Origin of the sequence: Mesorhizobium shangrilense, assembly GCF_040537815.1 — a bacterium.
Lineage (GTDB): Bacteria > Pseudomonadota > Alphaproteobacteria > Rhizobiales > Rhizobiaceae > Mesorhizobium > Mesorhizobium shangrilense.
Window position 1 is genome coordinate 51,899 of sequence record NZ_JBEWSZ010000014.1, and the last position, 22,675, is coordinate 74,573.

Below are 22,675 nucleotides of genomic sequence, written 5' to 3' on the forward strand. Positions count from 1 at the left end.
CCGACCTAATTGCTTGCCAGGATGGAGGCCTTGACACTGGCAAAGTCCAGCACGCGTCCGCCATGCGCCTTGGCCCAGTTCTCCGCGTTTTCCTTGAGAAGGAACGCGCTGACCTCGCCGCCGTCGGCACGGACGAACCAGGCCTGGTCGCCCAGAAGTTTGATACCGCTGTCGCGGTCCTGCGCATAGAAGACCCGTACTGCCTTGCCTTCGCCTTCTATCGACTTGAGGGCCTTCAGAGCGTTCTCCGGCGAGGCGTAATGCCGGACCAGCGGCTCACCTCTGACCCAGATCTCAGCAACGCGCTTGGGATCGTTGATCGGCTCGCCCGTGGAAGCGTCCTTGGCATTCAGCGGCAGTTGCTCATAATCTTTGAGTGCGGCTTCGTAATCCAGGCCCGATGCCTTGAACGCGGCACGAATGAAACGATCATCGACAAAGCTGTCGACATCCAGCGAATTGTCCGCCTTCTTCAGGGACTTCAGGGTCTCAATGGCGGTGGCAACGGCCTGGCGGTACTCCGGCTTCCAGGTGAGATCGCGGGTCTGCAGCCCAAGCGGGCCATGGAACAGATAGTCCACTTCGGCGTCGACACCGGTGACCTTTCCAATCAGCTCGCTGTATTTCTCAGGCTCCTTGTTGATCAGCTGGTCTGCCTCGATCGCGGCCCGAAGATAGGCAACGACGATTTCGGGGTACTTTTCGGCATAGGCCGCGTCGACCAGGGCACCGTGAAACGTCGGCGTTTTGGCCTGTGAGCCATCGTAAATCTTGCGGGCAATGCCGCGCCATGGGAACAGCTCGGCAAACGGCACGAAATCGGCATGCGCTTCGATCTGATTTGCCTTGAGGGCTGCGCCGGCGACCTCCGGAGCCTGCGTAATGATATGGACATCGCTTTCAGAATCCCATCCCTGTGCCCTTACCGCGCGCAGCAGCATGCCGTGCGAGGTGGAGGCGAATGGCACCGAGATCGTTTTGCCCTTCAGTTGCGAGAGCGAATTGATGGGCGAGTCCACCGGCACCACGATCCCGTTACCGCTGCCGTTCACGCTGCCCGACAGGACGGTGATGAATAGGCTCTTTCTGCCCGCCTTCAGGTGAGCGAGGCCGTTGAAGGAGCCGGGAAAATCCGCCATCACGCCGAAGTCGAGCTTACCGGCAATCTGCTCGTTGGTGATCGGAGCGCCGCTTGTAAAATTCTTCCATTGAACATCGTAGGTAACGTCCTGGTACTTGCCGTCATGCGGCAGATATTTCTCGAGGAGCTTCAACTCGCGGATGAGAAGCCCGCCGGTCGCGGTGTTGATCGTCGTGTCCTGGGTGCCGATCGCCACGCGGATGGTCTCGGCGTTGGCAGTCGAAAAGAGGCCGGTGGCCGCCAGTGCGATGGCAGCCAAGTGCGTGCGCAAGTTCATGGTCCTGTTCCATAGTCTTGCCGCGGATGTTCCGGCGGCTGTTTGGTTTCGTGACCTGGCGGGCGATCGCCGACCGCTGTCCCGCGAATTTATGAGGCGGCTCTGCAAGCGGGATAAGCAATTATTTGCGCGGACCGGAAGCAGGCCCCGTCGCCTGCTGCCTCAGAGAAGCATTGCGGCCGGCAGCACGTGCAAGCTTTATCCGTTGCAGATCAACTATTTACCTAGCCGACGCGAAAGCCGACCCGAGCTCGCGAGTGAGACAATCGTCCAAGCAAGGGCGTAAATGAGCAATGGTTTTCCTTTATAGTCTATAGATTTTATATAATTTTCTTTCCGACAAATAGAGGGATCGACCATGAGCCTGGCTTTGCGCGCACCGAATGAGGCGAAGGATCGAAGCCTGGAGCCGAGACCGGAGCTTCCCGGCCAGGTGACCCTCCCCGGTGGCCAGGCACTCTACTTGACCGAAAGCGTCGAAGGGCTGGACGACGGCGCGAATTTTCTCGACGCTCTGAAGCCGGACGAATTGGAAAAGCTCAACAGTCATGGGCGGCGTCTCGCCTTCTCGACCGGTGAGGCGATCTTCACCCAGGGCGATCGGCACGATGGCATTTTCATAATCACAAGCGGTCAGGTTCGGGTCTTCTACACCGCCCCCTCCGGGCGAGAAATCACGCTCGCCTATTGGACGGCCGGCCATTTCATCGGCGGCCCGGAAATGACCGGCGGCGGCACCCACATCTGGTCCGGCGAAGCGCTGAGCGACTGCGAGGTTCTGTTCCTGCCCGCCTCGGCGCTCAAGCGGCTCATACTGGGACTGCCAGGTTTCGCTCTCTGCCTCCTGCAGGGACTGGCCGCCAAGGGCAAATGCTATTCAGCCATGGCTCAGATGCTCGGGACACGCTCGGGCATCGAGCGCCTGGCACAGTTTTTGACGAACCTCGGAGAGCTTCATGGCGTGCGCGACGGACATGCTGTCATCATCAACGCCAGGGTCACGCATGACCAGATTGCCGCGATGGTCGGCTCGACACGTCAGTGGGTAACGATGATGATGAAACGCTTCCAGAAGGAGGGACTGGTCACGGTGACGCCGCGACATATCCGTATCGAGCGCCCGCACAAGCTGATGAGCATGGTTTCGAAGGGCGGCGCGTGACGCCACTTTTTTCCGGCTGTTTCTAGCTGGGCCGCGAGTCCTAGTCGAGCCGAGTCAGGGCCCAGCGCACCATCTTGCGGACGTCGGGATCGGCATCGGATATGTATTCCATCAGCGCGTCGCGCGAGGCGGGGTCGGCGATCTCGCCGAGTGCAGCGGCCGCCTCTTTACGCAGCGCGGAAATCTCGCTCTGAAGCAACTTTGAAATTGCCGGAACTGCCCCGTTCGCCTTGAGCTTACCAAGCGCGTTCAGGCTTTTCTGTTGGACCTGCCAATACTCGTCGCCAAGAGCGGCAATCAGCACATCGACCGCCGAGGCCTGGCCGATCCGGCCGAGCGAATCCGCGGCCGCCATCCGCACCTGCCAGTTCTCGTCGCCGAGCGCAGCCGCCACCGCGGCCGCGGCTGCGGGCTGGCTGGAAAAGGAGAGTGCACTTGCGGCAACCGCGCGGACGCCTGCATCGAGGTCACGTGTCGCGGCGATCAGTGACGGCAAGGTCTCCTCGAGCTTGAGGTAGGCGACAACGCCAAGCGCCTGAGCACGCACCTCGGGATTTTCATCACACATTGCCGCAAGTGCCGGACGGAGCGATGTCGGAGACCGCAACGCCCTCAAGCCTCGAAAAGCAGCGGCGCGAACGAAAGCGCTCTCATGGTTGAGCAGCGGCTCTATCAGCTCCGCTGCCGCCGGATCCTTGATTTCAGCGAGACCGTCGGCCGCCGCCTGCGCCACCGAGCTTTCCTTGTCGATCACCAATTTGATGAGCCCGCTGGCGGCTTTGCTCGCGTCGAACTCGGCGAAGGCGAGCGCTGCTTGCAATCGAACGGTAGCCTCTTCATCCTCGGCCGCGGCCAGAAGATGTGGCAGCACGTCTTGACGTCCCGTATCGGCGAGATCAATCACGGCCAGCCGACGCACTCCGCGGTCGGCGTCGTTGAGGCGTTCGACGATTTCGTCGATATCACCGAAGCTTTCAAAGGGTTCCAAGGCACTCATGTCAGCGCAACAGATAGGGGATATTGACGGTGACCGCTCCGGTTGGGCAATCCGTTTCGCACGGCATGCAGTACCAGCATTCGTCGAATTTCATGTAGGCCTTTCCGGTCAGATCGCTGATGCGCAGCACATCCAGCGGGCAAACATCGACACAGACGGTGCAGCCCTTGTCGGCAATGCATTTGGCGTCGTCTACGACGACGGGAACGGCGGTGGGCGAAAGCGCGAGTGGCATTTGGTCTCCTGATCAAGCGGTCGTGGAAACGCGCAGGCGGTCGTAGGCCGTCCGCTCTTCGTCCTCGACAGGAACGATGTAGGGTTGGACGGCGCGCTTCTCGGAAACCATTCCACCGTCGATCTTGCGCACAAGCGTGTGGCAGAACCAGTTGGCGTCATCCTTCCCCGGATGGTCGACGCGATTATGGTAGAGACCCCAGCGGCTCTCCGCGCGATAGAGCGATGCGTGGGCCGCCATGTCCGCGCAATCGAGAATGGAAGACACTTCGAGCGATCGCATCAGTTCGTGGGCGTTTCGGGCGACGAGTGCCGTATCGAGATCGTCCCGCACCTCGGCAAGCCTGGCCTGCCCGATCTGCATCTTGGCCGTTATCTTCGGCGGCTGCAGATAGTCGTTGACGAGGCGTCGAGCCTTATACTCCAGTTGATTGGGCGGAATGCCGTCATCGCGCCGCGTCGGCGCGAGCACGCGTTCTCGCTCCAGCCTGACCACATCGCTGTCGAAGGCCGGCAGGTCACTCTCAAGTGCAATTTCGGCGGCGTGCTCGCCCGCAATCGCGCCATTGGTGAATGCGCCAAGCATGTAGTTATGCGGGACGCTGGCCATGTCGCCCGCCGCGTAGAGCCCAGGTACGGTCGTCCGGGCATGTTCATCGACGAAGACGCCCGACGCGCTGTGGCCTGAACAGAATCCTATTTCCGAGATGTGCATCTCGATCATCTTTTCGCGATAGTCGGTTCCTCGGGCCTGATGGAACCTGCCTCGCGACGGGCGCTCTACCTTGTGCAGGATCTGCTCGATTTCGCCGACCGTGTCAGGATGCAGATGGTTCAGCTTGAGGAAGACCGGCCCCTTTCCCGACTGTAGCTCATTGTAGAACTCCTGCATCATCTGACCGGACCAATAGTCGCTCTCGATGAAACGCCTGCCTTCGTTGTTGGCTGTGTACGCCCCGTACGGACCCGCCACATAGGCGCAGGCCGGGCCGTTAAAATCCTTGATCAGCGGGTTGATCTGGTAACATTCGAGATTGGCGAGCGCGGCCCCGGCGTGATAGGCCATTGCATATCCGTCACCGGAATTGGTGGGGTTCTCGTAGGTCCCGAACAGGTAGCCCGAATGGGGCAAGCCAAGCCGGCCGGCGGCACCCATGCAGAGGATCACGGTCTTGGCGCGAAGCACGAGAAACTCGGCCGAGCGCGTGTTCACCGCGATCGCCCCCGCGATCCGGCCGTTCTTCGCGGTCAACAGGCGTGTCGCCATATAGCGATTGGAGATCAGAATCCGTTCGCGCCTGAGCTGGCGGTAAAGTGCCTTCTTCACCGTGTCGCCATTCGGCATCGGCAGGACGTAGGTACCGAGGTGATGAACTTTCTTCAGATCGAAATCGCCGTTGGCGTTCTTCTGGAATCGTATGCCGAAGCGATCGAGTTCCTGGATGATTTCGTAGCAGCGCGAGGCATATTTGAAGACGGGGGCCTGGTCGACGATACCGTCGTTGGCGATCGTGATCTCCTTTGTGTACTGCTCAGGGGTGGCGTAGCCAGGCACAACAGCGTTGTTCAGCCCGTCCATGCCCATCGAGATCGCGCCCGAGCGCTTCACATTCGCTTTTTCGAGCAGCACGACCTTCAAGTCGGGATTGCGCTGCTTGGCTTTCAACGCGGCCATCGGACCAGCCGTGCCGCCGCCAATGACCAGAACATCGCAAGCGACTTCCGCCAGTCCTTCGACAAAGTTGTCCATCGCCTTCAAGCCTGTGTGTCGGCGATTTCGCGCAGATAGCGCCACGGGTAGATGCCGCGGTCGTGGCCATCCGAGAAAACCAGGCGCACGGCGTAAGAGCCGACGGCCTTGGCGCCCGTGACGGTCACGTCGTGGAATGGGTGCTCCCTGCCATCGATGGACGACCGGATATGCTGAGCCGCTCGGCTGAGTGCGCGCAACCGAGAAGCAGGTAAGAGGGAGAGACTGCCGTCATCCCATGTGATGGCCAGGGATCGGCGTTCGGCGTTGATCCTGATTTCCGAAGGTATCATGGCGTTTCCTGATCATTCGACGCCATTGTAGGAACCAGTGCCGGTTCGACACGCAATAAATTGCCTGCTGCTGCGCAGCCAAGAAAGGGCGTCCTTGTTTCCGGGTGCCGAAGTCTTAGCGACTGGCGGCGTTTCAATGGCTCAGCCCTCGAGGCTGGGAGAGGATGTTTCTCGAACGGGGCTTCGAGATCGATCACAGCAGGACTTACCAGTGGATGCTGGCCTAGCCGGATGAGGGAAAAGCGTTCGCATCAATTTCGTCGACGAGGTGGAGGCCGCTGCCGAGGTTTGGCTTGAGCCCGACGCCGAGGTGGACATTGATCGTGAAGGTGATGGCGGAATCGCCGGGCGAGTAGAGGGGGAGCCCACGTCTAGCTGTTCTCCCACATGGCCACCGCTGACGCGCGAGTGGTTTATAGGTATCTTTGCTTGCGGCGATGATCGCCGCAGATTTGCATTATTGTAATCGTAGGTAGAGGATAATGTGTTAGTTTATAGGAATATTAGAATGCGGCGATCATCGCCGCATGGAGCGAATTCTGACACCATGCCAGTGAACGCCGACCGACGCCAATTGCTGTTAGCCCTGGTCCCGGAAGGGTTCCCGGTCACGAAGCAATGGCTCTCGAAGCAGACTCCCGATCTCGACCGCCATGCGGTCGACAACCTGCTCAAAAGCAAACAACTTCTGGCGCTCGCCCCGGGCGTCTATGTGCGACCCGGTACACACCTCACCTGGCAGGGCGTCGTCAGCTCCTTGCAGAATATCTTCCGGCGCGACCTTAGCGTGGGCGGGCTGACGGCCCTCGAGCTTGCCGGTTTTGCCCACTACCTGCCGCTATCCCGTCAGCGCACCATCCATCTCTATGGCAAAGATCCACTGCCGGCCTGGCTATCGGCAACACTGCCTGGCTTCCAGTTTGCCCGCCACAACCGCCTTGGCTCCCTTGGCGCCACCGGCCTCGTCAACCGGGAATACGACACGCAAGAACGTGCGCTCATAGATATCGACGTGCCCGGGCAGCGTCCCGCCGCCTGGCCCTTTACGATGTCATCGCCCGAACGGGCCTATCTGGAAGTGCTGATGGATGTCCCTGATGCGATCTCATTCGAGCACGCCAATCAATTGTTGCAGGGGATGACCACGCTCTCGCCGCGACGCATGGAGCAGCTCCTCCGCAAATGCACCAGCGTCAAAGTGCGCCGGCTGTTCTACTGGATGGCCGAGCGCCAGGCCTACCCGTGGTTTAAGAAGTTGCCCGACCCTGAAACGTTCGACGAGCTTGGCCTTGGTAGCGGCAACAGAGTGCTAGTCAGAGGCGGCAGACTCGATCCAAAATACCGCATAACCGTTCCGGAGGAGCTGTGGACACCGCCAGCCCGTACTATAGACAAGTCCGCCTCCTGACTCGCATCCTTCCGATTGTGGCGGCGGAAAAGTCGTTCGCCCTTAAGGGCGGCACCGCAATCAACCTTTTCATCCGCGATTTGCCGCGCCTCTCCGTCGACATAGACCTTGTTTATCTGCCGATGGACGATCGCGACACGGCGTTGAGGAACGTCGCCGACGCGCTCACGCGCATCGGGGATGCTATCATCGCTGTGATGCCCGGCACCGAGGTCATTCGCTCCTTCGAAAATCAGGCAGACGCGCTCCGCCTCTTCGTCTCGCAGGGTGGCGACCGCATCAAGATCGAGCTCTCACCCGTCCTGCGCGGATCCGTGTTCCCGGAGGAGCTCCGTGAGGTATCGCCTGCGGTTGAAGAGCAATTCGGCTACGTTGAAATGCAGCTTCTATCGATCCCTGACCTCTACGCCGGAAAAATCTGCGCCGCCCTCGACCGGCAGCACCCCCGCGACCTCTTCGATGTCAAACTCCTCTTCGACAATGAAGGCCTTACAGCGGACTTGGCGAAGACCTTTCTGGTCTACCTCATCAGCCACAACCGGACGATGGCCGAGCTGCTACGACCTACCCGCAAGGACATTGCCGGCATCTACGAGGGTGAATTCGTGCGCATGTCACAGATCGACGTCAGCCTCGACGAACTGCTCGCCGTCCGCGAACGCCTGATCGCCGACATCAACAAGGCGCTGACCGACGATCAGCGCAAATTCCTCCTGTCCTTCAAGGAACGCCGGCCGGACTGGAGCCTGCTCGGTATCAAGGGCGTGGAGAATTTGCCTGCCGTGCGTTGGAAGCTGCACAACCTCGAACGCATGTCCGTGGAAAGGCATCGGCGCGCCTACGAAAATCTCGAACGGGCGCTTGGCCAAAATGGCGAGTGAACCACACCGACATGGCTCGGTCGCATTTCTCGAGAAACCTCTGCGAAGGCGATGTCAAAATCCTCGCAGCCGGTTCTTCTACGATCTGATCGTCGTGGCCAAAGAGGTGAAGACGCGGAATTTGTGCGACTGAGAAGATCAAGGTGGCTGAAATCCAGTGATGGTCAAGGGCGACTCGATGGCAAGTACCGAACGTCCGATCGTGCGAACGCCTGCCTAATGTGACGCCCGAGTGCTTTCATGACGGCGGTCTTACGGTGGCGAACGATAGAGACTGACAAGCAGCGCGCACCTATTCGCTGAAACGCCTATATCCACCGTGCAATCCGCTTGATGAGTTCGTCATCTGGCTGGTTACACCAGACTTCGCCTCCGGACCCGCGGGCTGACGCGCATATGCTCAACTGCAAACATTTGAGCTCTGAAGTCTTTGCCGGCCCACGTCAGCAGCCTCACGCCCCTTCGTTTTAGCCGCACCAATCAGCAGCGAGCGGTGGCACGTCACGTCCGGTCGTGCCGACAACGCGCCGGAATCAACGATCTCATCTCGAACGCCTTCCGTATCTGAAGGGAAACCGCGGCCAACTCCTATGCGTCGGACGGGAAGCAGTTCGAACTTCCAGGGGCCGCGCAGATGATTTTCTCCGATTACGGTACGATGAGGCACGGGCTTCTCGGTCTACCGCTATAGCAGGCTGCCAATGGACTGGTGAAAGCGGACAAACCTGCTCCGCTCGAATTCGTCAAACAGGGCAGCTATGCCATGAAGACGATGTCGCGCGATCCTGACAACGACTACGACATCGACGATGGCGTCTATTTTGCCAAGGAAGATCTCGTCGGCAAGCGCTATGCGGAGATGACGTCGCTTCAAGCCCGGCAGATGGTGCGCGATGCCGTCGACGACCGCAAGTTCAAGGGGGCGCGCCGGAACTTGCGACAAGATTCACTATGAGTTGGCGACGAGCAGCGGCTGCGGGCGGTTTCGTGAGCTACTCGCAGACCACGCGATAACGTTGTCCGGGTTTGCTGACGTTTCTGCAGACAAGCGGGCTGTTTGTTGCCGAAGACGATGACGGCGAATTGTAAACCGTCGATGCATGCCGTCTCGGCGATCTCGGCGTAGCTCTGCGGGACTGCGGTCTTTCCTTCGTTTGAGGCGCAACAGGAAAGACGGTTGCTTCGAATTGTGGCCGCTGCGCGCGTGGCGGCCCTCGGTCGAAGAACCTTCTGCCATCGAGTGGTCTGGGAATGATAACTGTGCCGTCATCACTGCGCGAACAGCCACTGCCGGCAAGCAACGCCAGCCCCAGGAAAAAAGGCAGAATCCGTCCAAACATCAGCAACACCCTGCTGGCTTATAACGCGGGTTGCGTGTCGCCGACAACCGGCGGAATACCGCAGGCGGATCGCATTCCACGGCTTGAAAACAGGCTGGAGGTCGAGTGGATCATCGACACGCATCCGTCGGCTGCGGACTATCTGAAACAGAAGACTGGAGCGCCAGCCGCGATCGATGGAAGGATCGTCGACGTTCGGCGATTGTGCAAAGCCATCTACAACTAGCCGGACTTCCCGCCGACGGTTCGCAGTGAGGCGACGCCGACTGCCGTAGAGCGATTTGTGCGTAAGCTGGAGCGCAAAGATCAGCGCCTGCATTTCTGCTACCAAGCCGGGCCGACCAGCCATTGGCTCTACCGCAAGATTGTCGAGCTCTGCCACCGCTGTGATGTCGTTGCGCCCTCGCTGATCCCGAAACGTCCTGGGGAGCATGTCAAGAGGATCATCCGGCGCGATGCGGTCCGCCGACTGCACTCCGACATCCTGCCCGACTCCGTAAACCCGGAATGTGACAAGAAACTTCCTGTTCGCAGACGGTATTTGGAATTGTCTTCGTCGCAACCTAATGAGAACAGAGCCAAAAGAGGCTTGTCTTGTGGGCCTCCCAAGCCATTGGACAGTGTTCCCTCTTGAGGCTTTGACCCTCCTTTCGCCGGGCCGTATTCGAGCCCGGTTTTTTTCGTGTGCCGAGCATGTTCGACAGCTTGGAGGTGTAAGTCCTCTACCCAGTCTGATGACGGCGAAGGGTTAGCAAAGCGCAAAGGGTCGCCGCGAGGCGGGGTCCGAAGGAAGCGTGGAGCAAAACCGCGACCTGATGAACAAGAACCGGATAAGAGGCCGCCTCGGCCGGACGAGCAGGCGAAAGGCTGCAAAGTCCAGGGTCATCAAAGACCGCGGCGGTAAATCCGGCAGGTGTGCGGGGAAGGCGGTCGAACTTACCTCGGGAGATCTCCGCCGGACTGAGCGGGTCGCAAGGCCTGTGATCGTGGCGGAGAAGTCAGCAGACGGCATAGTAGGTCGCAAGACCGAAGGCCCGAACGTTAGAGAGGGTGGGTAGAGCAGTTGTCTCGACAGACCAAGCGGCAGAAACACCAACTCGAGTTGGCTTTTGGCGGAGAGGCGAAGGGTGAAGCCCTGAGCACTTCCGCCGGAGGAACCGAAGTCCTGTCGGCGGCACCTGTCCCCGAAAGCCCAGCGGCCCTGGTTGGGCCGATGATGGAGAGGATTGTCGCCCGCGACAATCTGAAGAAGGCGCTGGCCCAAGTCAGACGCAACAAGGGCGCGCCCGGCGTCGACGGCATGACCGTCGACGATCTGACTGCCCACCCGAAAGACCACTGGCCCGAGATCCGGGTTCAACTTCTCAACGGCACTTACCAGCCGCAGCCGGTGCGGCGCGTCGACATTCCGAAGGCATCGGGAGGCACTCGCGGCCTCGGCATTCCGTCGGTGCTCGACCGCTTCCTCCAGCAGGCGGTGATGCAAGTACTGCAAGAGGATTGGGATCCGACCTTCTCGCCATCGAGCTATGGGTTCCGGCCCGGACGCTCGGCGCATCAGGCCGTGGCCGCCGCTCAGCAGTTCATCGCTGACGGATGCCACACCGTCGTCGATCTCGATTTGGAGAAATTCTTCGATCGGGTGAACCACGACATCCTGATGGGTCTGGTGGCCAAACGGGTGCAGGACCGATCTCTGCTCCGGCTCATCCGCCGTTATCTGACGGCAGGTGTACTCGTGGGCGGGATGGTCGATCCGATGGATGAGGGAGTCCCGCAAGGGGGTCCGCTCTCGCCGCTGCTTTCAAACCTGATGCTCGATGTGCTCGACAAGGAACTGGAACGGCGCGGCCACCGGTTCGCAAGATACGCCGATGATTGCAACATTTATGTCCGCAGTCCTCGTGCAGGCGAACGGGTCATGGCCAGCGTCACCCGGTTCCTCGAACGGCGTCTCAAGCTAAGGGTGAACACGGCAAAGAGCGCTGTCGCTCCTCCGACTGAACGGAAGTTCCTCGGCTTCAGCTTTCTAAGCCTCGGCCGGTTCCGGCGGTGCATTGCGCCGCAGGCACTCGCCAGGTTCAAGCAGCGGGTTCGAGAACTCACGTCACGGACAGGTGGGAGAAGCCTCGCGCAGGTCATCCCGAGGCTATCGCGTTATCTCATCGGATGGCGTGGGTACTTCGGATTCTGCGAGACTCCAACGGAACTGCGGTCGCTGGACAGGTGGATCAGGCGACGGCTCCGCGCCATCGTCTGGAAGCAGTGGAAGTACGGAACGACCCGCTTTGCGGAATTGCGTCGCGGTGGCATCAGAAAGGAGCTGGCGGCGAAAGCCGCCGGTAGCCCGCACGGTGTCTGGCGGCTTAGTCAAAGTCCGGCACTTTCCATAGGCCCTGACAGTTCGTTCAGCCAACCGCAAAAGGCGACCGCCTGAGCTACTTTCGCAGCGAGCATTAAATCCTGAAGGGATTCGACAACCCTTGCGGGGGCGGCAGACCGAAATGGTCCCGCAGCGTTGCCCCGTCATAGTCGTGCCGGAAAAGTCCGCGCCTGCGCAAGATCGGCACCACCTCCTCGGCGAATACGTCGAACCCGCCCTGCAGATAGGGCGGCATGACATTGAAGCCGTCCGCGGCACCGTTGTCGAACCATTCCTGGATGTTGTCGGCAATCTGTTCAGGCGTCCCGGCCTGGACCCAATGTCCGCGTGCCCCGGCGAGGCGGTGGAGCAACTGGCGGATGGTTGGATTCTCGCGCTCGATGATGTCGAGTACGACGTGGAAGCGGCTGCTCGCACCGCGCTCGCCCTCGACGCTGATAAGCTCTCGCGGAAATGGCCCGTCCAGGTCGTAGCTGGAAAGGTCGGCGTCGACGATGCGGCGTAGCTGATCGAGAGAATATTCCGGCTGCGTCAGCTCATTGAATTCGTCATGCAGTGCGCGGGCTTCAGCCTCGGTGGAACCGATGAAGGGACTGATGCCGGGCAAGACCTTGACGTGGTCAGGGTTGCGGCCAACCGACTTCACGCGCGCTTTGATGTCGGCATAAAATTCCTGCGCGTTGCCGAGTGTCTGATGTGCCGTAAATATCGCCTCGGCATAGCGGCTTGCGAATGACCGCCCGTGATCACCTAGGGCGAATTGGGGCCGGCTTCTCGGTGCCGTCGGGATTTTTGAAACAAAATTACCATTGAGCCATACTAGAATTTGTGTCCGTAATAGGTCAATAGGGCGACATTGAACTATGTCAATCCTCTTACGGGGGAGCGGATCGTGATCGCCTGTCGCTCTGTATTCATTGTCATGTTGACCATAAGAACAGCTCTAAGAGGAGATATCCCATGGTTGAACAACGGACCGTCGCCGTCATTGGCGGGGGCGTAATCGGCGTGAGTTGCGCGCTCATGCTGGCGCGCGAAGGACACCGTGTCACCGTGCTCGAGGAGGGTCGCATCGGCCATGGGTGCTCTTGGGGTAATGGCGCCCAATACAATGCGGGATCGTCTTTCCCCATGGCTCATCCGGGTGTCATGTGGCGTGCGCTTCGCTGGCTCGCCGACACGAATGGCCCGGTGCGCCTCGCCCCGCGTGAGCTACACCGCACCCTCCCATGGCTCGTCCGGTTCCTGCTAACCGGCCGCCGGGACGCCTGGGAGGCGGCCTATGTGGCGTTGCATGCTCTCCACGCCCCCTGTGCGGAGCTTTATCGTGACATGCTAGGCGACACTGAGTGGAAACGGGTGTTCAAGCCGAACGGCGCCCTGCATGTCTGGCGCGATGTTTCACCTGGCGCACTCGACGGGCTTGTGGACAGGTTGCGGGGAGCGTATGGCGTGGCCTTCGAGAGACTCAATGCCGAGGAGCTGCGCGAGTTAGAGCCCGGCTTGTCCCGTGACTACCAGCGCGGAATTTTCTTTCCTGGCGGCGGTCATGTGATCTCACCGCTAGTGCTGGTGGAGAGCCTAATGGGGCGGGCGGCCGCATTGGACGTGGCTATTCGCACGGCACGGGTCTTGGCTATCGAGCCCGGCGTCGACGGGGTGACGCTGCAGACAAACACGGGGCCTCACCGCTGCGACATCGTGGTCATTGCAGCAGGCATCGCCAGCCGGGGCCTGGCCCGCTCCCTCGGAATTTCTCTGTCGCCGGCCAGCGAGCGTGGCTACCACGTTACTGTACCAGGCATTTCCAGCGTCATCAGCCGCCCCGTGACAGACGCCGCATCGGCCTTTGTCGCCACGCCTCTGGAGGAAGGGCTTCGCATCGTGGGCATCGCGGAGTTCGATGCACCCGACGCGCCGCCTGATCCTGCGAATAGGCGAGGTGAGCCACTGGATGGGCGTAAGACCGTCAACAACGGACAGCCTGCCGATCATCGGTCCCCATCCCGATCATGCCACCATTCTGTTCGCCACTGGGCATGGCCACATGGGAATCAGCGGCGCCCCCACGACGGCGGCGATCGTCAGCGACCTCGTCGCGGGCCGCAGGCCCCGGCGCCCGTGCGCTCCTTACCGCGTGCGTTAGGGCCATAGCCTTAGGTGCAAATATTATCTTGCGCCATGCCTCAAGAATGATACAGTGCATTCAACAAAATGACATAATCCAATGGGAACGGAAGATACCTCAAATGGATCGTCGGCAAGGTCTCGAGAAGCCGCAAGGTAGCGATAGTCTACCGGTCGGCGATGCCCCATTAGCGGCACAAGCGCCCGGATCAGTGAAACAGATTGGCGCGAACGCTGCCTTTGTGAAGTTTTCCGGGATTCAGAAGACCTATGACGGCGAAACCCTGGTTGTTAGAGATCTGAACCTTGACATAGCCCGGGGTGAGTTTTTGACCATGCTGGGGCCTTCTGGATCCGGCAAGACGACGACCCTCATGATGCTCGCCGGCTTCGAAGTGCCCACCCAGGGCTCTATTCTTCTGGAGGGGCGTGCTATCGACGGCATGCCGCCCCACAAGCGCGACATCGGCATGGTCTTTCAAAACTACGCGCTCTTTCCGCATATGACGGTGGAGGAAAACCTTGCTTTCCCGCTTAAGGTCCGCAAGCTAGGCAGGGCCGAGATTGAAGTTAGGATCACACGCGCGCTCGACATGGTCCGGCTCGGAGTCCAAAGTAAGCGCCGACCTGGTCAGCTTTCCGGCGGACAACAGCAGCGCGTAGCGCTCGCTCGCGCGCTCGTTTTCGAACCCAAGCTCGTGCTCATGGATGAGCCGCTCGGCGCACTTGATAAACAGCTGCGCGAGGAAATGCAGCTCGAGATCAAGCACATCCACGAGAATCTCGACATCACCGTGGTGTATGTGACGCATGACCAGAGCGAAGCGCTGACTATGTCGGACCGTATCGCTGTGTTCAACGACGGCGTCGTCCAGCAACTCGCTGCGCCCGCCGAACTTTACGAACGGCCGCAGAACCCCTTCGTCGCTCAGTTCATCGGCGAAAACAATAGACTGCAAGGAAGAGTGATCGCTCTAAATAGTACAACTTGCACTGTGGAGATTCCAGGGGTGGGCAACGTGCAGGCGCTGGCGGTCAACGTCGGTTTGGTTGGTCAAACGGCCCTTTTGTCCTTGCGGCCGGAGCGCGTGAAACTGAATCCAACGCCCGGATCTCTGCCCAATGTCTTCAGCGCGCGGGTCGCCGAGGTGATCTACCTGGGCGACCATGTTCGTGTCCGGATGTCAGTCTGTGGCCGCGATGACTTTGTCGTCAAGCTATCGAATTCCGAGGGCGTGGCTCACGTCGAGCCCGATGCGGCAATGACCGTGGGATGGAGAACTGAGGATTGTCGGGCGCTGTGCGCTTCAGACAATTGACCTGAGGCGCCGCCGATAGCGCGGAGACGCGTGTTTGACAGCGTCGTTCCATAATGGGACGGCATTACAGGGAGGAGTAATACAATGAGAACATGTTCAATGATTGCCCGCGCCTTAGGCGTGACCGGCTTGGCGGTGAGCGCTTTGTTGCCTGTGGAGATCGCCTATGCAGCCGATCAGCTGACTATCGTCTCGTGGGGCGGAGCCTTCCAGACAAATCAGCACAAGGCCTACTTCGAGCCCTTCTCGGCTGCGACGGGGATTAAGGTCACAGAAGCCGAGTGGAGTGGCGAGACTGCCAAGATTCGCGCCATGGTAGAGACCAAAACCGTGAGCTGGGACGTAGTCGACGGCGGTTACGGCATAGGCGCAATGTGCGCCGCCGGAATAATTGAGACGATCGACTGGAAGAAGCTAGGCCTCGATCCCGCCAAGTTCAAGGGCAGGCATGAATGCGGGGTTCCCACGTCAGCCGCAGCAAACGTCATCGCCTATGACAAGGATAGGCTGGCGGACGGCCCGAAGACCATCGCCGACCTGTTCGACCTGAAGAAATTCCCCGGCAAGCGCGGACTGAACCGAAGCCCGCAAGTTAATCTCGAATGGGCGCTGATTGCTGACGGGGTGGCTATCAACGACGTGTACAAGGTGCTCGGCACGCCCGAGGGCGTCGATCGCGCGTTCAAAAAGCTCGACACGATCAAGAAGGACATCGTCTGGTGGACGACAGGAGCTCAGCCACCGCAGCTTTTGGCCGACGGTCAGGTTGTAATGAGCTCAGCCTGGAACGGACGCATCTACGATGCCGTGAAGAACTCTGGCAAACATTTCGAGATTGTGTGGGACACGTCGCTGCTTAGCTGGGACTACTGGATGATTCCGAAGGGCACTCCACGGCTGGACGATGCCTACAAGTTCATCGCTTTCGCCAGTGAGCCGCAGGCGCAAGCCAACATGGCGCGTTTGGTCCCCTACGCTCCCGGCAACCAGGATGCGACCGCACTTGTTGATCCGGAGACCCTGTCGAACCTCCCGTCTGCGCCCGATCATATGAAAAACTCTTTGGACATCGATCTCGCCTTCTGGGGTGACAACTTCGACCAGCTCGATCAGCGCTTCACTGCATGGGTATCGAAGTAGGCCAGACAAAGGTCGGCGGCGAGGTTTTGATTGCCTCGCCGCCTGTACGGGCGATCTGAGAGGTTGAGAGAAGAGTCGATGGCGACAATGGCCACAACTGCGGTCCAAATCCCTGGCAGCAGCGACGGCGTCCCGTTGCGGATCAAGTTGCAGCGAGTCGAACGCCGGCGCAAGTTGAGGGCGTTCGCCCTCGTCCTACCGCTCCTCCTATTCGTTTTCATCACCTTTGTCATGCCGATCGGCCGGATGATGTTCGATGCGATCCATGATGATACGTTGCTGGTGCTGATGCCAAGAACGACGGTAGCGCTGAGCGTTTGGGACGGCAAGGACCTACCCGACGAGCGCGTTTATGCCGCACTCGCCGGAGACCTCAAGCAGGCATGGGCGCAGAAGACCGCGGGCAAGATCGGCGAGCGGATGAACTACGAGCTGGCTGGTACTGCCAGCCAAGTGAAGTCGAGCGCTCGAAATGCGAGTACGCTTTCCGCCGGCCCCTACAAGGCCGCAATGATTGAGATAAGTCCAATTTGGGGTCAGCACGAGGTCTGGAGCCTGCTGAAGCGCGGAAGGTCATCGTATACGGCCTTTTACCTACTACGTTCAGTCGATTTCCAATATGGCTCCGACAGTCAGATCGTCGCCTCGCCGCCTGAGAACGCAATCTTCCGCGACATCTTTCTGCGCACGCTTGGCATCAGCATCGGCGTGACCGCAGCGACTCTCCTTCTAGGCTTTCCGCTCGCCTATGTGCTTGCGATATTGCCCCCCAGGACCAGCAACTTGCTGATGATGGGTATCTTGATGTCGTTTTTTACGTCGGTTCTGGTGCGAACCACCGCCTGGGTCGTGCTTCTGCAGGATCACGGCGTAATAAACGAGACATTGATGACGCTGCATATATTATCGCAGCCTGCGGAACTTATCTTCAACCGGTTCGGCACCGTCTTGGCCATGACCCATATCCAGCTGCCGTTCACACTGTTGCCTATCTACAGCGTGATGAAGTCGATCTCGCCCAACCACGTCCGGGCCGCCCGCTCGCTTGGCGCCGGCCCATTCTACGCCTTTTGGAAGGTCTACTTCCCGCAGACTCTGCCAGGAATCGCAGCCGGCTGCCTGCTGACCTTCATTCTGTGCTTGGGCTACTATATCACACCCGCGCTCGTGGGGGGGCCGGGTGACATGATGGTCAGCAACTTCGTTGCCACTTACACCAACGAGCAGCTCAATTGGGGCATGGCATCCGCCCTTGGTGCCATCCTGCTCACCGCGACGCTGCTGCTTTACTTTGTCTTCAACAAGCTGGTCGGCGTCGACCGGATCAAGATGGGATAAGACCCATGGCCGCTTCCGCCTATGCCTCTCCGATTGAGAAGGGCTGGTACTATCTGCATCGGCTGATCTGCGGAGCCGTGCTGCTGTTTCTGATCACACCGATCCTCGTGGTCATCCCACTCTCGTTCAATTCCGTTCCCTTCTTCACGTTTCCGATGCCTGGTCTGTCGCTGCGGTGGTATGAGGAGATCTTCATGACCGAGCGCTGGCAGGGAGGGCTGCGCAACTCACTCTTCGTCGGCCTGTCGGTCACCCTGCTGGCCACCGTTCTCGGCACGCTTGCGGCGCTCGGGCTTAGCCGGCCGAACTTTCCTTGGCGCACGGCCGTAATGAGTGTGCTGATCTCGCCCATCATCGTCCCGATCGTAATCACCGCCGTGGGCACGTATTTCTTCTATGCTGATATCGGGCTGCTCAACACCTATACCGGGCTGATCCTGGCGCACACCACGCTAGCCACACCGGTGGTCGTCATTACCGTGACCGCAACCCTGGCGGGTTACGATCACTCGCTGACCCGCGCAGCCGCCAGCCTCGGCGCGTCGCCAATCACCGCCTTCTTCAAGGTCACGCTGCCGCTCATACTTCCAGGCATGATTTCCGGTTCGCTCTTTGCGTTCCTTACCTCCTTCGACGAGGTGGTGGTCGCCCTGTTCCTCGCAGGCCCGGAACAGACCACGTTGCCGAAGGTCATGTTTTCCGGAATCCGCGAGCAGATCAGTCCCAGCATTACTGCTGCCGCCACCGTGCTGATCCTTTTCGCCGTGACTGTGCTGACCACCGCCGAGTTGCTGAGGCGGCGTTCGGAACGCCTGCGCGGTATTCGCTGACGGAGCATCCTCTTTTCGCCCCAAATCGACATTCATGGGCGATCTTCGGAACACTGCGGTCTTCGCTTCGCAAAACCGGCGGCGATTAGCCGCCGCAGCAAGTGGAAAGGCTTGAACCGGATGCATTTCCCAAAACCCGGAAGAGAAAGGATTGCGATGGGGACGCTGGAATTTAACGGGCAGCACTATCCCGACGGCCGCGCGTCTGATCCCGGCGAGCTCGGCTGGATGCGCGGTGCCCCACCGCCTGAGGATAAACGCATCGCGTTCGAGAGCGGCAACTACCGCGATTTCCCGCAAATCCGCTGGTCGTTTTCGCACATGCGCGAACTCATGCCCACGCTCAACGTGTGGCGGGGGCGTGGCGCGCCTTCGCAGTTTGAACGCAGTGACATGTCCGCCGAGATCGACGCGCTCACCTTTGCGGACATGGGCGGTCGCATTAGACGCTTCGAAGACGCGCTGTTTGACACCTACGCTGACGGCGTAGTGGTGCTGCACCGTGGAAGAATAGTATACGAGCGCTACTTCGGCGCGCTCCAACCTCACCTGCCACACGAGTGCCAATCGTGCACAAAATCGTACACCGGCACGCTCGCGGCGGTACTCTTACACGAAGGCGTGCTCGACGAGTCGAGGCTTATATCACACTACTTGCCTGAATTGCGGGGGACGGCTTGGGAGGATGCCACGCTGCGCCAAGTGATGGATATGCAGACAGGATTGGCGTTTAGGGAAGATTATGTCGACGAGAGCTCCGACATATGGGCGTATAGACGGGCCTTCGGGCGACTGCCCCGGCCGTCCGGCTACGACGGACCGCGGAATTCGTGCGACTATCTGCGCACAGTGCGCAAGCAAGGCATGCATGGTGAGTTCGCCTACCAAAGCTTGAACACCCAGGTGTTGGCTTGGGTTATGATGCGCGCGACCGGCCGCTCGTTCGTGCAGCTGCTGCAAGAACGACTATGGGCGCCGCTCGGTTGTGAGGAGGACGGCTACGTCGAGGTTGACCCCGCCGGCATGCCTACGGCCGAGGGCGGCTTGAGCGCCACCCTGCGGGACTTCGCGCGGTTTGGGGAGATGATGCGATGCCAAGGCGAATGGCATGGAAAGCAGATCGTTCCCGAGTCTGTAGTGCGCGATGTGCAACAAGGGGGCCGTCCAGCCAAGCTCGAGTCAGGCTACTCCTATCGCAGCCAGTGGTGGGTTTCTCACAACGAATTGAGCTCATTCGAAGCAAGGGGCATCCACGGCCAGCGACTTTATGTTGCGCCGAAAGCAGAGATGGTGGTTGCACTTTTTGCGTCACACCCCATTGCGGATGGCGCCGGCGACTCGATCACCATGCCACAGTTACTGGCATTAGGGAGGGTGCTGAGCGCATAGCAGGTATGACGTGCGCTATAGGACCATCAGACCTGCCTCACACATGCTTGGACAAGCGCGGCCAGCAAGGTTCTAGACTGGCAGTTGTCAATCTCATCGTAACGGGGCGGTAGATCGAGGGTCAGAGGTCCTACCTTCAGCGTTGGATAGGCGTTCGGCCTCAATGCCGGACAGCCTGCCAAGCACCGATCTCGGTCCAATCATACTGCATCGCCTGGTCGTCGCGAAAAAAGGTAAGCGGCGCCGTGTGACCGCTTTCTCATCTGAGTCTGGTCACGGGCACGTCCCGGCGCGCCAGCGCTCCTTTTCGCGTGCGTTAGGCCTATCCCCAAAAGTTCCTGGTTAGCGTTGCTGGTCCGCGCGAAATACGATGGTAAGCCTGAGATGATTGCTGCGCACTCGTCACCGGTTATGATCGATGTAGAGGGCTCTCAGTTCTTCGCGGCTGCCGACGCGCTCACAATCCTGGAGCAGATCGAGGGTGCGCTGGCTTACGTCGACACGATAGCGACGCGCGCCGAAGCAAAACGATATAAAGAGATGCGCCTCGTGCTTCAATCGGCATATCGACGCCTTCACGACCGAATGCATCAGATGGGATTTGACCACTCACACGCTGTTGGAACGCATCATTCGGAGCACAATTAGTGGAAGCATACACCACCGGCTGCACAGGCTCTAAAGAGTAAGAGCCTTAGGTATGTCAATGGTGAGGTCAGGCCCGTATCTCCCGCTGCCACCACGCCTGCTCCAGAGGCCGCCTGCCGGGATGGCAAGAAAAGGATTATGATGTTTTCTTAAGGGTTCGAAATATGCAACCGCGTTTGCCGGTCGCCACAAGTATGCCATCGGTTCATGATGGCGACCGCACTTCTGCATGCATCGGGCATCGCTATTGGCTTTCATTTAGAACAGGAAGTGTACCTGGAAATCGTGTGATGCCAAACTGAGGAAGGTCTGCCCCCAACGACGGTAGCCATCGGACAACTTCTATGAGGAACCGTGCAATCTCATCCACGCCCGCTAGGTTACTTCAAACTAAGTGGCAAGGCGAGGCCGCTTTGACGGTATAGTTATAAGGCAGAAGTGCATCGATATCGACGACGCTTTGCAAGGGGAACCCGCCGTTTAAAAAAGATCATGTTTGAGGATAGGAGGTGGTGCAACATTAGGATCCTAGCCTTGATACTTTAGTGACGCTATCGCGACTTCGGGAACCAAGTATTCGTTCCATCTGGGTGGCTACACAAGGGCTCGTGCAGACTGTCGCTATCAGCTGGTTGATGGTGAAGATTTCAGCTTCCGATTTGATGATCGCCCTCCTATAGGCTTCATCGACGCTCCCCGCGTTCTTCCTAACGATCATCGCGGGAGCTATCGTTGTCGATTATAGCCGGTGCCGGCCGCACGGCTTGCGGACGCTCAGGGCGGCGCTGATCGAAAAGGCGACAAACTGAGCGACTGGATGGTACAAGACCATCAAGTCTGAACAGCCGCCTGCATTGCGCGCCATCCTGTTCCCTACTAGCCATGGCCATATGGGCATCAGTGGCACCTCCATGACCGATGCCCATATCTGCGACCTCGGCGCGGCCACGCCCTGGAACCCTGCGATCGTAATCGCGTGCGATAAGGTAGGAGACAGCGCAAGTTAAATCTTGCACTGCCTCCTAACAATGATATGGTGCAATTGACCAATGATATAAGTCAATTTGAACAAGGGAGACTTAAATGAACCGTTGGGTAAGAGCGATCATCGCTGCCCTCATCAGTGTGACCACCCTAGTCGGGCCTGCCTCGGTGCCGGCTCGAGCTGAAGACCCCTCCTTGGTGCTCGACCGCATCAAGGCGAGTGGCAAGTTGAAGTTTCCAGTCATGGTCGCGGAGGAGCCGGGCTACATCAAGGACCCACGCACCGGCGAATGGAGTGGTTTCTTCGTAGATTGGGGCAAGGATATTGCCGGCCTGCTGGGCGTCCAGCCTGAGTACCATGAGACGACCTGGGGAAATCTCGCTGCGGACTTCCAAGCCGGCAAGATTGACCTCGCTGTAGGGTTGAACCCCAACCCGCGCCGCGGCTTGGTCATCGACTACGTCCCAGGAGCCATCGTCGATGGCATCTGGGCCCTCGCTGCCCGCCCGGGCTTCGAGCCGAAGACCTGGCGCGAGATGGACACCAGGGAAACTCGCATCGCCGTACAGAAGGGCGGTACAATGCAAGTCATCGCTGAGTCGGTTATCCCCAATGCCACCCTGGACGTCGTGCCCACGCGCGACCAGGCCGTTCTAGAACTTCAGTCGGGCAAAGTCGACGCCATCCTCCTAGCCGACCAGGACGCCGCCCTCCTCAACGCTAAGGGCATCGGTAAAGCCGTGGTGCCCACGCCGGTGCTGCACAATCCCTCTACCATTGGCATTCGCCGCGAGCCGGGCAACGCCGGCTTTGAAAACTTCTTGGCCAACTGGATGTCTCAGCAGAACTCCCTGGGTCTTGCTTGCTCGCGCATCACCCGCAGCATGCTCGAGCGCGGCATTGACATGAAGGTAGTTCCCCAGTCCGGCAAGTACTGCTGACCGCCATGCGCACGAGCCGTCTCTTCTCCGTCATCGACAGCCATACCGCAGGGCACCCGACTCGCACGGTCATCTCGGGCATCCCTCCGTTG

19 protein-coding genes and 1 pseudogene are annotated in these 22,675 nt (G+C 59.6%); 13 read left to right on the top strand and 7 right to left on the bottom strand.

Features of this window, described 5'->3' with window-relative positions:
* Positions 1-5: 5 nt before the first annotated feature.
* Entirely contained in the window at positions 6-1,418 is a 1,413-nt protein-coding gene (locus ABVQ20_RS38830) for an ABC transporter substrate-binding protein (protein WP_354465077.1), read from the bottom strand.
* A 358-nt stretch (positions 1,419-1,776) separates the two neighbouring features.
* Here ABVQ20_RS38830 and ABVQ20_RS38835 point away from each other — a divergent pair, with 358 nt between their 5' ends.
* The gene (locus ABVQ20_RS38835; RefSeq protein WP_354465078.1) at positions 1,777-2,580 is read left to right on the top strand and encodes a Crp/Fnr family transcriptional regulator; all 804 of its coding nucleotides are present in this window, start codon (positions 1,777-1,779) and stop codon (positions 2,578-2,580) included.
* 40 nt (positions 2,581-2,620) lie between these two features.
* On the opposite strand, the gene ABVQ20_RS38840 is transcribed toward ABVQ20_RS38835, so the two are convergent.
* Genes ABVQ20_RS38840 through ABVQ20_RS38855 form a run of 4 tightly spaced genes read right to left on the bottom strand, consistent with a single transcriptional unit; the run spans position 2,621 to position 5,854 of the window.
* Positions 2,621-3,577, bottom strand: coding sequence for a HEAT repeat domain-containing protein (locus ABVQ20_RS38840; protein ID WP_354465079.1), 957 nt, complete (start codon positions 3,575-3,577; stop codon positions 2,621-2,623).
* A gap of 1 nt (position 3,578) precedes the next feature.
* On the bottom strand, positions 3,579-3,812 hold the full coding sequence (locus ABVQ20_RS38845; protein WP_320302892.1) for a 4Fe-4S dicluster domain-containing protein: 234 nt from the start codon (positions 3,810-3,812) through the stop codon (positions 3,579-3,581).
* A 12-nt stretch (positions 3,813-3,824) separates the two neighbouring features.
* Positions 3,825-5,561: a fumarate reductase/succinate dehydrogenase flavoprotein subunit gene (locus ABVQ20_RS38850; RefSeq protein WP_354465080.1), complete on the bottom strand. Its 1,737-nt coding sequence runs from the start codon at positions 5,559-5,561 to the stop codon at positions 3,825-3,827.
* A 5-nt stretch (positions 5,562-5,566) separates the two neighbouring features.
* Positions 5,567-5,854, bottom strand: a complete 288-nt coding sequence (locus ABVQ20_RS38855; RefSeq protein ID WP_354465081.1) for a gamma-butyrobetaine hydroxylase-like domain-containing protein — start codon at positions 5,852-5,854, stop codon at positions 5,567-5,569.
* 547 nt (positions 5,855-6,401) lie between these two features.
* Here ABVQ20_RS38855 and ABVQ20_RS38860 point away from each other — a divergent pair.
* The 3 genes from ABVQ20_RS38860 to ABVQ20_RS38870 all read left to right on the top strand — a co-directional run bounded on the left by ABVQ20_RS38860 (position 6,402) and on the right by ABVQ20_RS38870 (position 9,098).
* A complete protein-coding gene (locus ABVQ20_RS38860; RefSeq protein WP_354465082.1) occupies positions 6,402-7,262 on the top strand; it encodes a type IV toxin-antitoxin system AbiEi family antitoxin domain-containing protein in 861 nt (286 codons plus the stop codon).
* Positions 7,220-8,143 (top strand): nucleotidyl transferase AbiEii/AbiGii toxin family protein, encoded by a 924-nt coding sequence (locus ABVQ20_RS38865; RefSeq protein WP_354465083.1) that lies wholly within the window; start codon positions 7,220-7,222, stop codon positions 8,141-8,143. The genes ABVQ20_RS38860 and ABVQ20_RS38865 overlap by 43 nt, the downstream gene beginning before the upstream one ends.
* A 709-nt stretch (positions 8,144-8,852) precedes the next feature.
* On the top strand, positions 8,853-9,098 hold the full coding sequence (locus ABVQ20_RS38870) for a cyclic GMP-AMP synthase DncV-like nucleotidyltransferase (protein ID WP_435528509.1): 246 nt from the start codon (positions 8,853-8,855) through the stop codon (positions 9,096-9,098).
* 314 nt (positions 9,099-9,412) lie between these two features.
* Here the strand turns inward: ABVQ20_RS38870 and ABVQ20_RS40665 are convergent, their stop codons facing one another.
* Positions 9,413-9,958, bottom strand: coding sequence for a hypothetical protein (locus ABVQ20_RS40665; protein ID WP_435528510.1), 546 nt, complete (start codon positions 9,956-9,958; stop codon positions 9,413-9,415).
* 588 nt (positions 9,959-10,546) lie between these two features.
* Here ABVQ20_RS40665 and ltrA point away from each other — a divergent pair.
* Entirely contained in the window at positions 10,547-11,920 is a 1,374-nt protein-coding gene (gene ltrA / locus ABVQ20_RS38880) for a group II intron reverse transcriptase/maturase (protein WP_354465085.1), read from the top strand.
* Positions 11,921-11,939: 19 nt separating this feature from the next.
* Here ltrA and ABVQ20_RS38885 read toward each other — a convergent pair.
* A pseudogene (locus ABVQ20_RS38885) lies at positions 11,940-12,656 on the bottom strand (LLM class flavin-dependent oxidoreductase); the annotation flags it as partial.
* Between the two features lie 170 nt (positions 12,657-12,826).
* Between ABVQ20_RS38885 and ABVQ20_RS38890 the strand changes: the two are divergent.
* From ABVQ20_RS38890 to ABVQ20_RS38930, 8 genes are all read left to right on the top strand, one after another.
* On the top strand, positions 12,827-14,020 hold the full coding sequence (locus tag ABVQ20_RS38890; RefSeq protein ID WP_435528511.1) for an NAD(P)/FAD-dependent oxidoreductase: 1,194 nt from the start codon (positions 12,827-12,829) through the stop codon (positions 14,018-14,020).
* A 95-nt stretch (positions 14,021-14,115) separates the two neighbouring features.
* Positions 14,116-15,312, top strand: coding sequence for an ABC transporter ATP-binding protein (locus tag ABVQ20_RS38900; protein ID WP_354465086.1), 1,197 nt, complete (start codon positions 14,116-14,118; stop codon positions 15,310-15,312).
* Positions 15,313-15,411: 99 nt separating this feature from the next.
* Positions 15,412-16,452 carry an ABC transporter substrate-binding protein gene (locus tag ABVQ20_RS38905; protein ID WP_354465087.1) on the top strand — a complete coding sequence of 347 codons (1,041 nt, stop codon included), beginning with the start codon at positions 15,412-15,414 and terminating at the stop codon, positions 16,450-16,452.
* 87 nt (positions 16,453-16,539) lie between these two features.
* Positions 16,540-17,790: an ABC transporter permease gene (locus tag ABVQ20_RS38910; protein WP_354465097.1), complete on the top strand. Its 1,251-nt coding sequence runs from the start codon at positions 16,540-16,542 to the stop codon at positions 17,788-17,790.
* A gap of 5 nt (positions 17,791-17,795) precedes the next feature.
* Positions 17,796-18,620: an ABC transporter permease gene (locus ABVQ20_RS38915; RefSeq protein ID WP_354465088.1), complete on the top strand. Its 825-nt coding sequence runs from the start codon at positions 17,796-17,798 to the stop codon at positions 18,618-18,620.
* 156 nt (positions 18,621-18,776) lie between these two features.
* Complete coding sequence (locus ABVQ20_RS38920) at positions 18,777-20,009, top strand: serine hydrolase domain-containing protein (RefSeq protein ID WP_354465089.1); 1,233 nt, start codon at positions 18,777-18,779, stop codon at positions 20,007-20,009.
* A gap of 1,193 nt (positions 20,010-21,202) precedes the next feature.
* Positions 21,203-21,337: an MFS transporter gene (locus tag ABVQ20_RS38925; RefSeq protein WP_435528512.1), complete on the top strand. Its 135-nt coding sequence runs from the start codon at positions 21,203-21,205 to the stop codon at positions 21,335-21,337.
* A gap of 403 nt (positions 21,338-21,740) precedes the next feature.
* The gene (locus ABVQ20_RS38930) at positions 21,741-22,583 is read left to right on the top strand and encodes a transporter substrate-binding domain-containing protein (RefSeq protein WP_354465090.1); all 843 of its coding nucleotides are present in this window, start codon (positions 21,741-21,743) and stop codon (positions 22,581-22,583) included.
* The last annotated feature ends 92 nt before the right edge of the window (positions 22,584-22,675 follow it).

Bases quoted from the DNA above. Each gene is read 5' to 3' on its own strand.
- ABVQ20_RS38835 (WP_354465078.1), top strand. From the start codon at position 1,777: ATGAGCCTGGCTTTGCGCGCACCGAATGAGGCGAAGGATCGAAGCCTG.
- ABVQ20_RS38855 (WP_354465081.1), bottom strand. From the start codon at position 5,854: ATGATACCTTCGGAAATCAGGATCAACGCCGAACGCCGATCCCTGGCC.
- ABVQ20_RS38900 (WP_354465086.1), top strand. From the start codon at position 14,116: ATGGATCGTCGGCAAGGTCTCGAGAAGCCGCAAGGTAGCGATAGTCTA.
- ABVQ20_RS38850 (WP_354465080.1), bottom strand. From the start codon at position 5,561: ATGGACAACTTTGTCGAAGGACTGGCGGAAGTCGCTTGCGATGTTCTG.
- ABVQ20_RS38910 (WP_354465097.1), top strand. From the start codon at position 16,540: ATGGCCACAACTGCGGTCCAAATCCCTGGCAGCAGCGACGGCGTCCCG.
- ABVQ20_RS38915 (WP_354465088.1), top strand. From the start codon at position 17,796: ATGGCCGCTTCCGCCTATGCCTCTCCGATTGAGAAGGGCTGGTACTAT.
- ABVQ20_RS38930 (WP_354465090.1), top strand. From the start codon at position 21,741: ATGAACCGTTGGGTAAGAGCGATCATCGCTGCCCTCATCAGTGTGACC.
- ABVQ20_RS38860 (WP_354465082.1), top strand. From the start codon at position 6,402: ATGCCAGTGAACGCCGACCGACGCCAATTGCTGTTAGCCCTGGTCCCG.
- ABVQ20_RS38920 (WP_354465089.1), top strand. From the start codon at position 18,777: ATGGGGACGCTGGAATTTAACGGGCAGCACTATCCCGACGGCCGCGCG.
- ABVQ20_RS38840 (WP_354465079.1), bottom strand. From the start codon at position 3,577: ATGAGTGCCTTGGAACCCTTTGAAAGCTTCGGTGATATCGACGAAATC.
- ABVQ20_RS38905 (WP_354465087.1), top strand. From the start codon at position 15,412: ATGATTGCCCGCGCCTTAGGCGTGACCGGCTTGGCGGTGAGCGCTTTG.
- ABVQ20_RS38845 (WP_320302892.1), bottom strand. From the start codon at position 3,812: ATGCCACTCGCGCTTTCGCCCACCGCCGTTCCCGTCGTCGTAGACGAC.
- ABVQ20_RS38890 (WP_435528511.1), top strand. From the start codon at position 12,827: ATGGTTGAACAACGGACCGTCGCCGTCATTGGCGGGGGCGTAATCGGC.
- ABVQ20_RS38830 (WP_354465077.1), bottom strand. From the start codon at position 1,418: ATGAACTTGCGCACGCACTTGGCTGCCATCGCACTGGCGGCCACCGGC.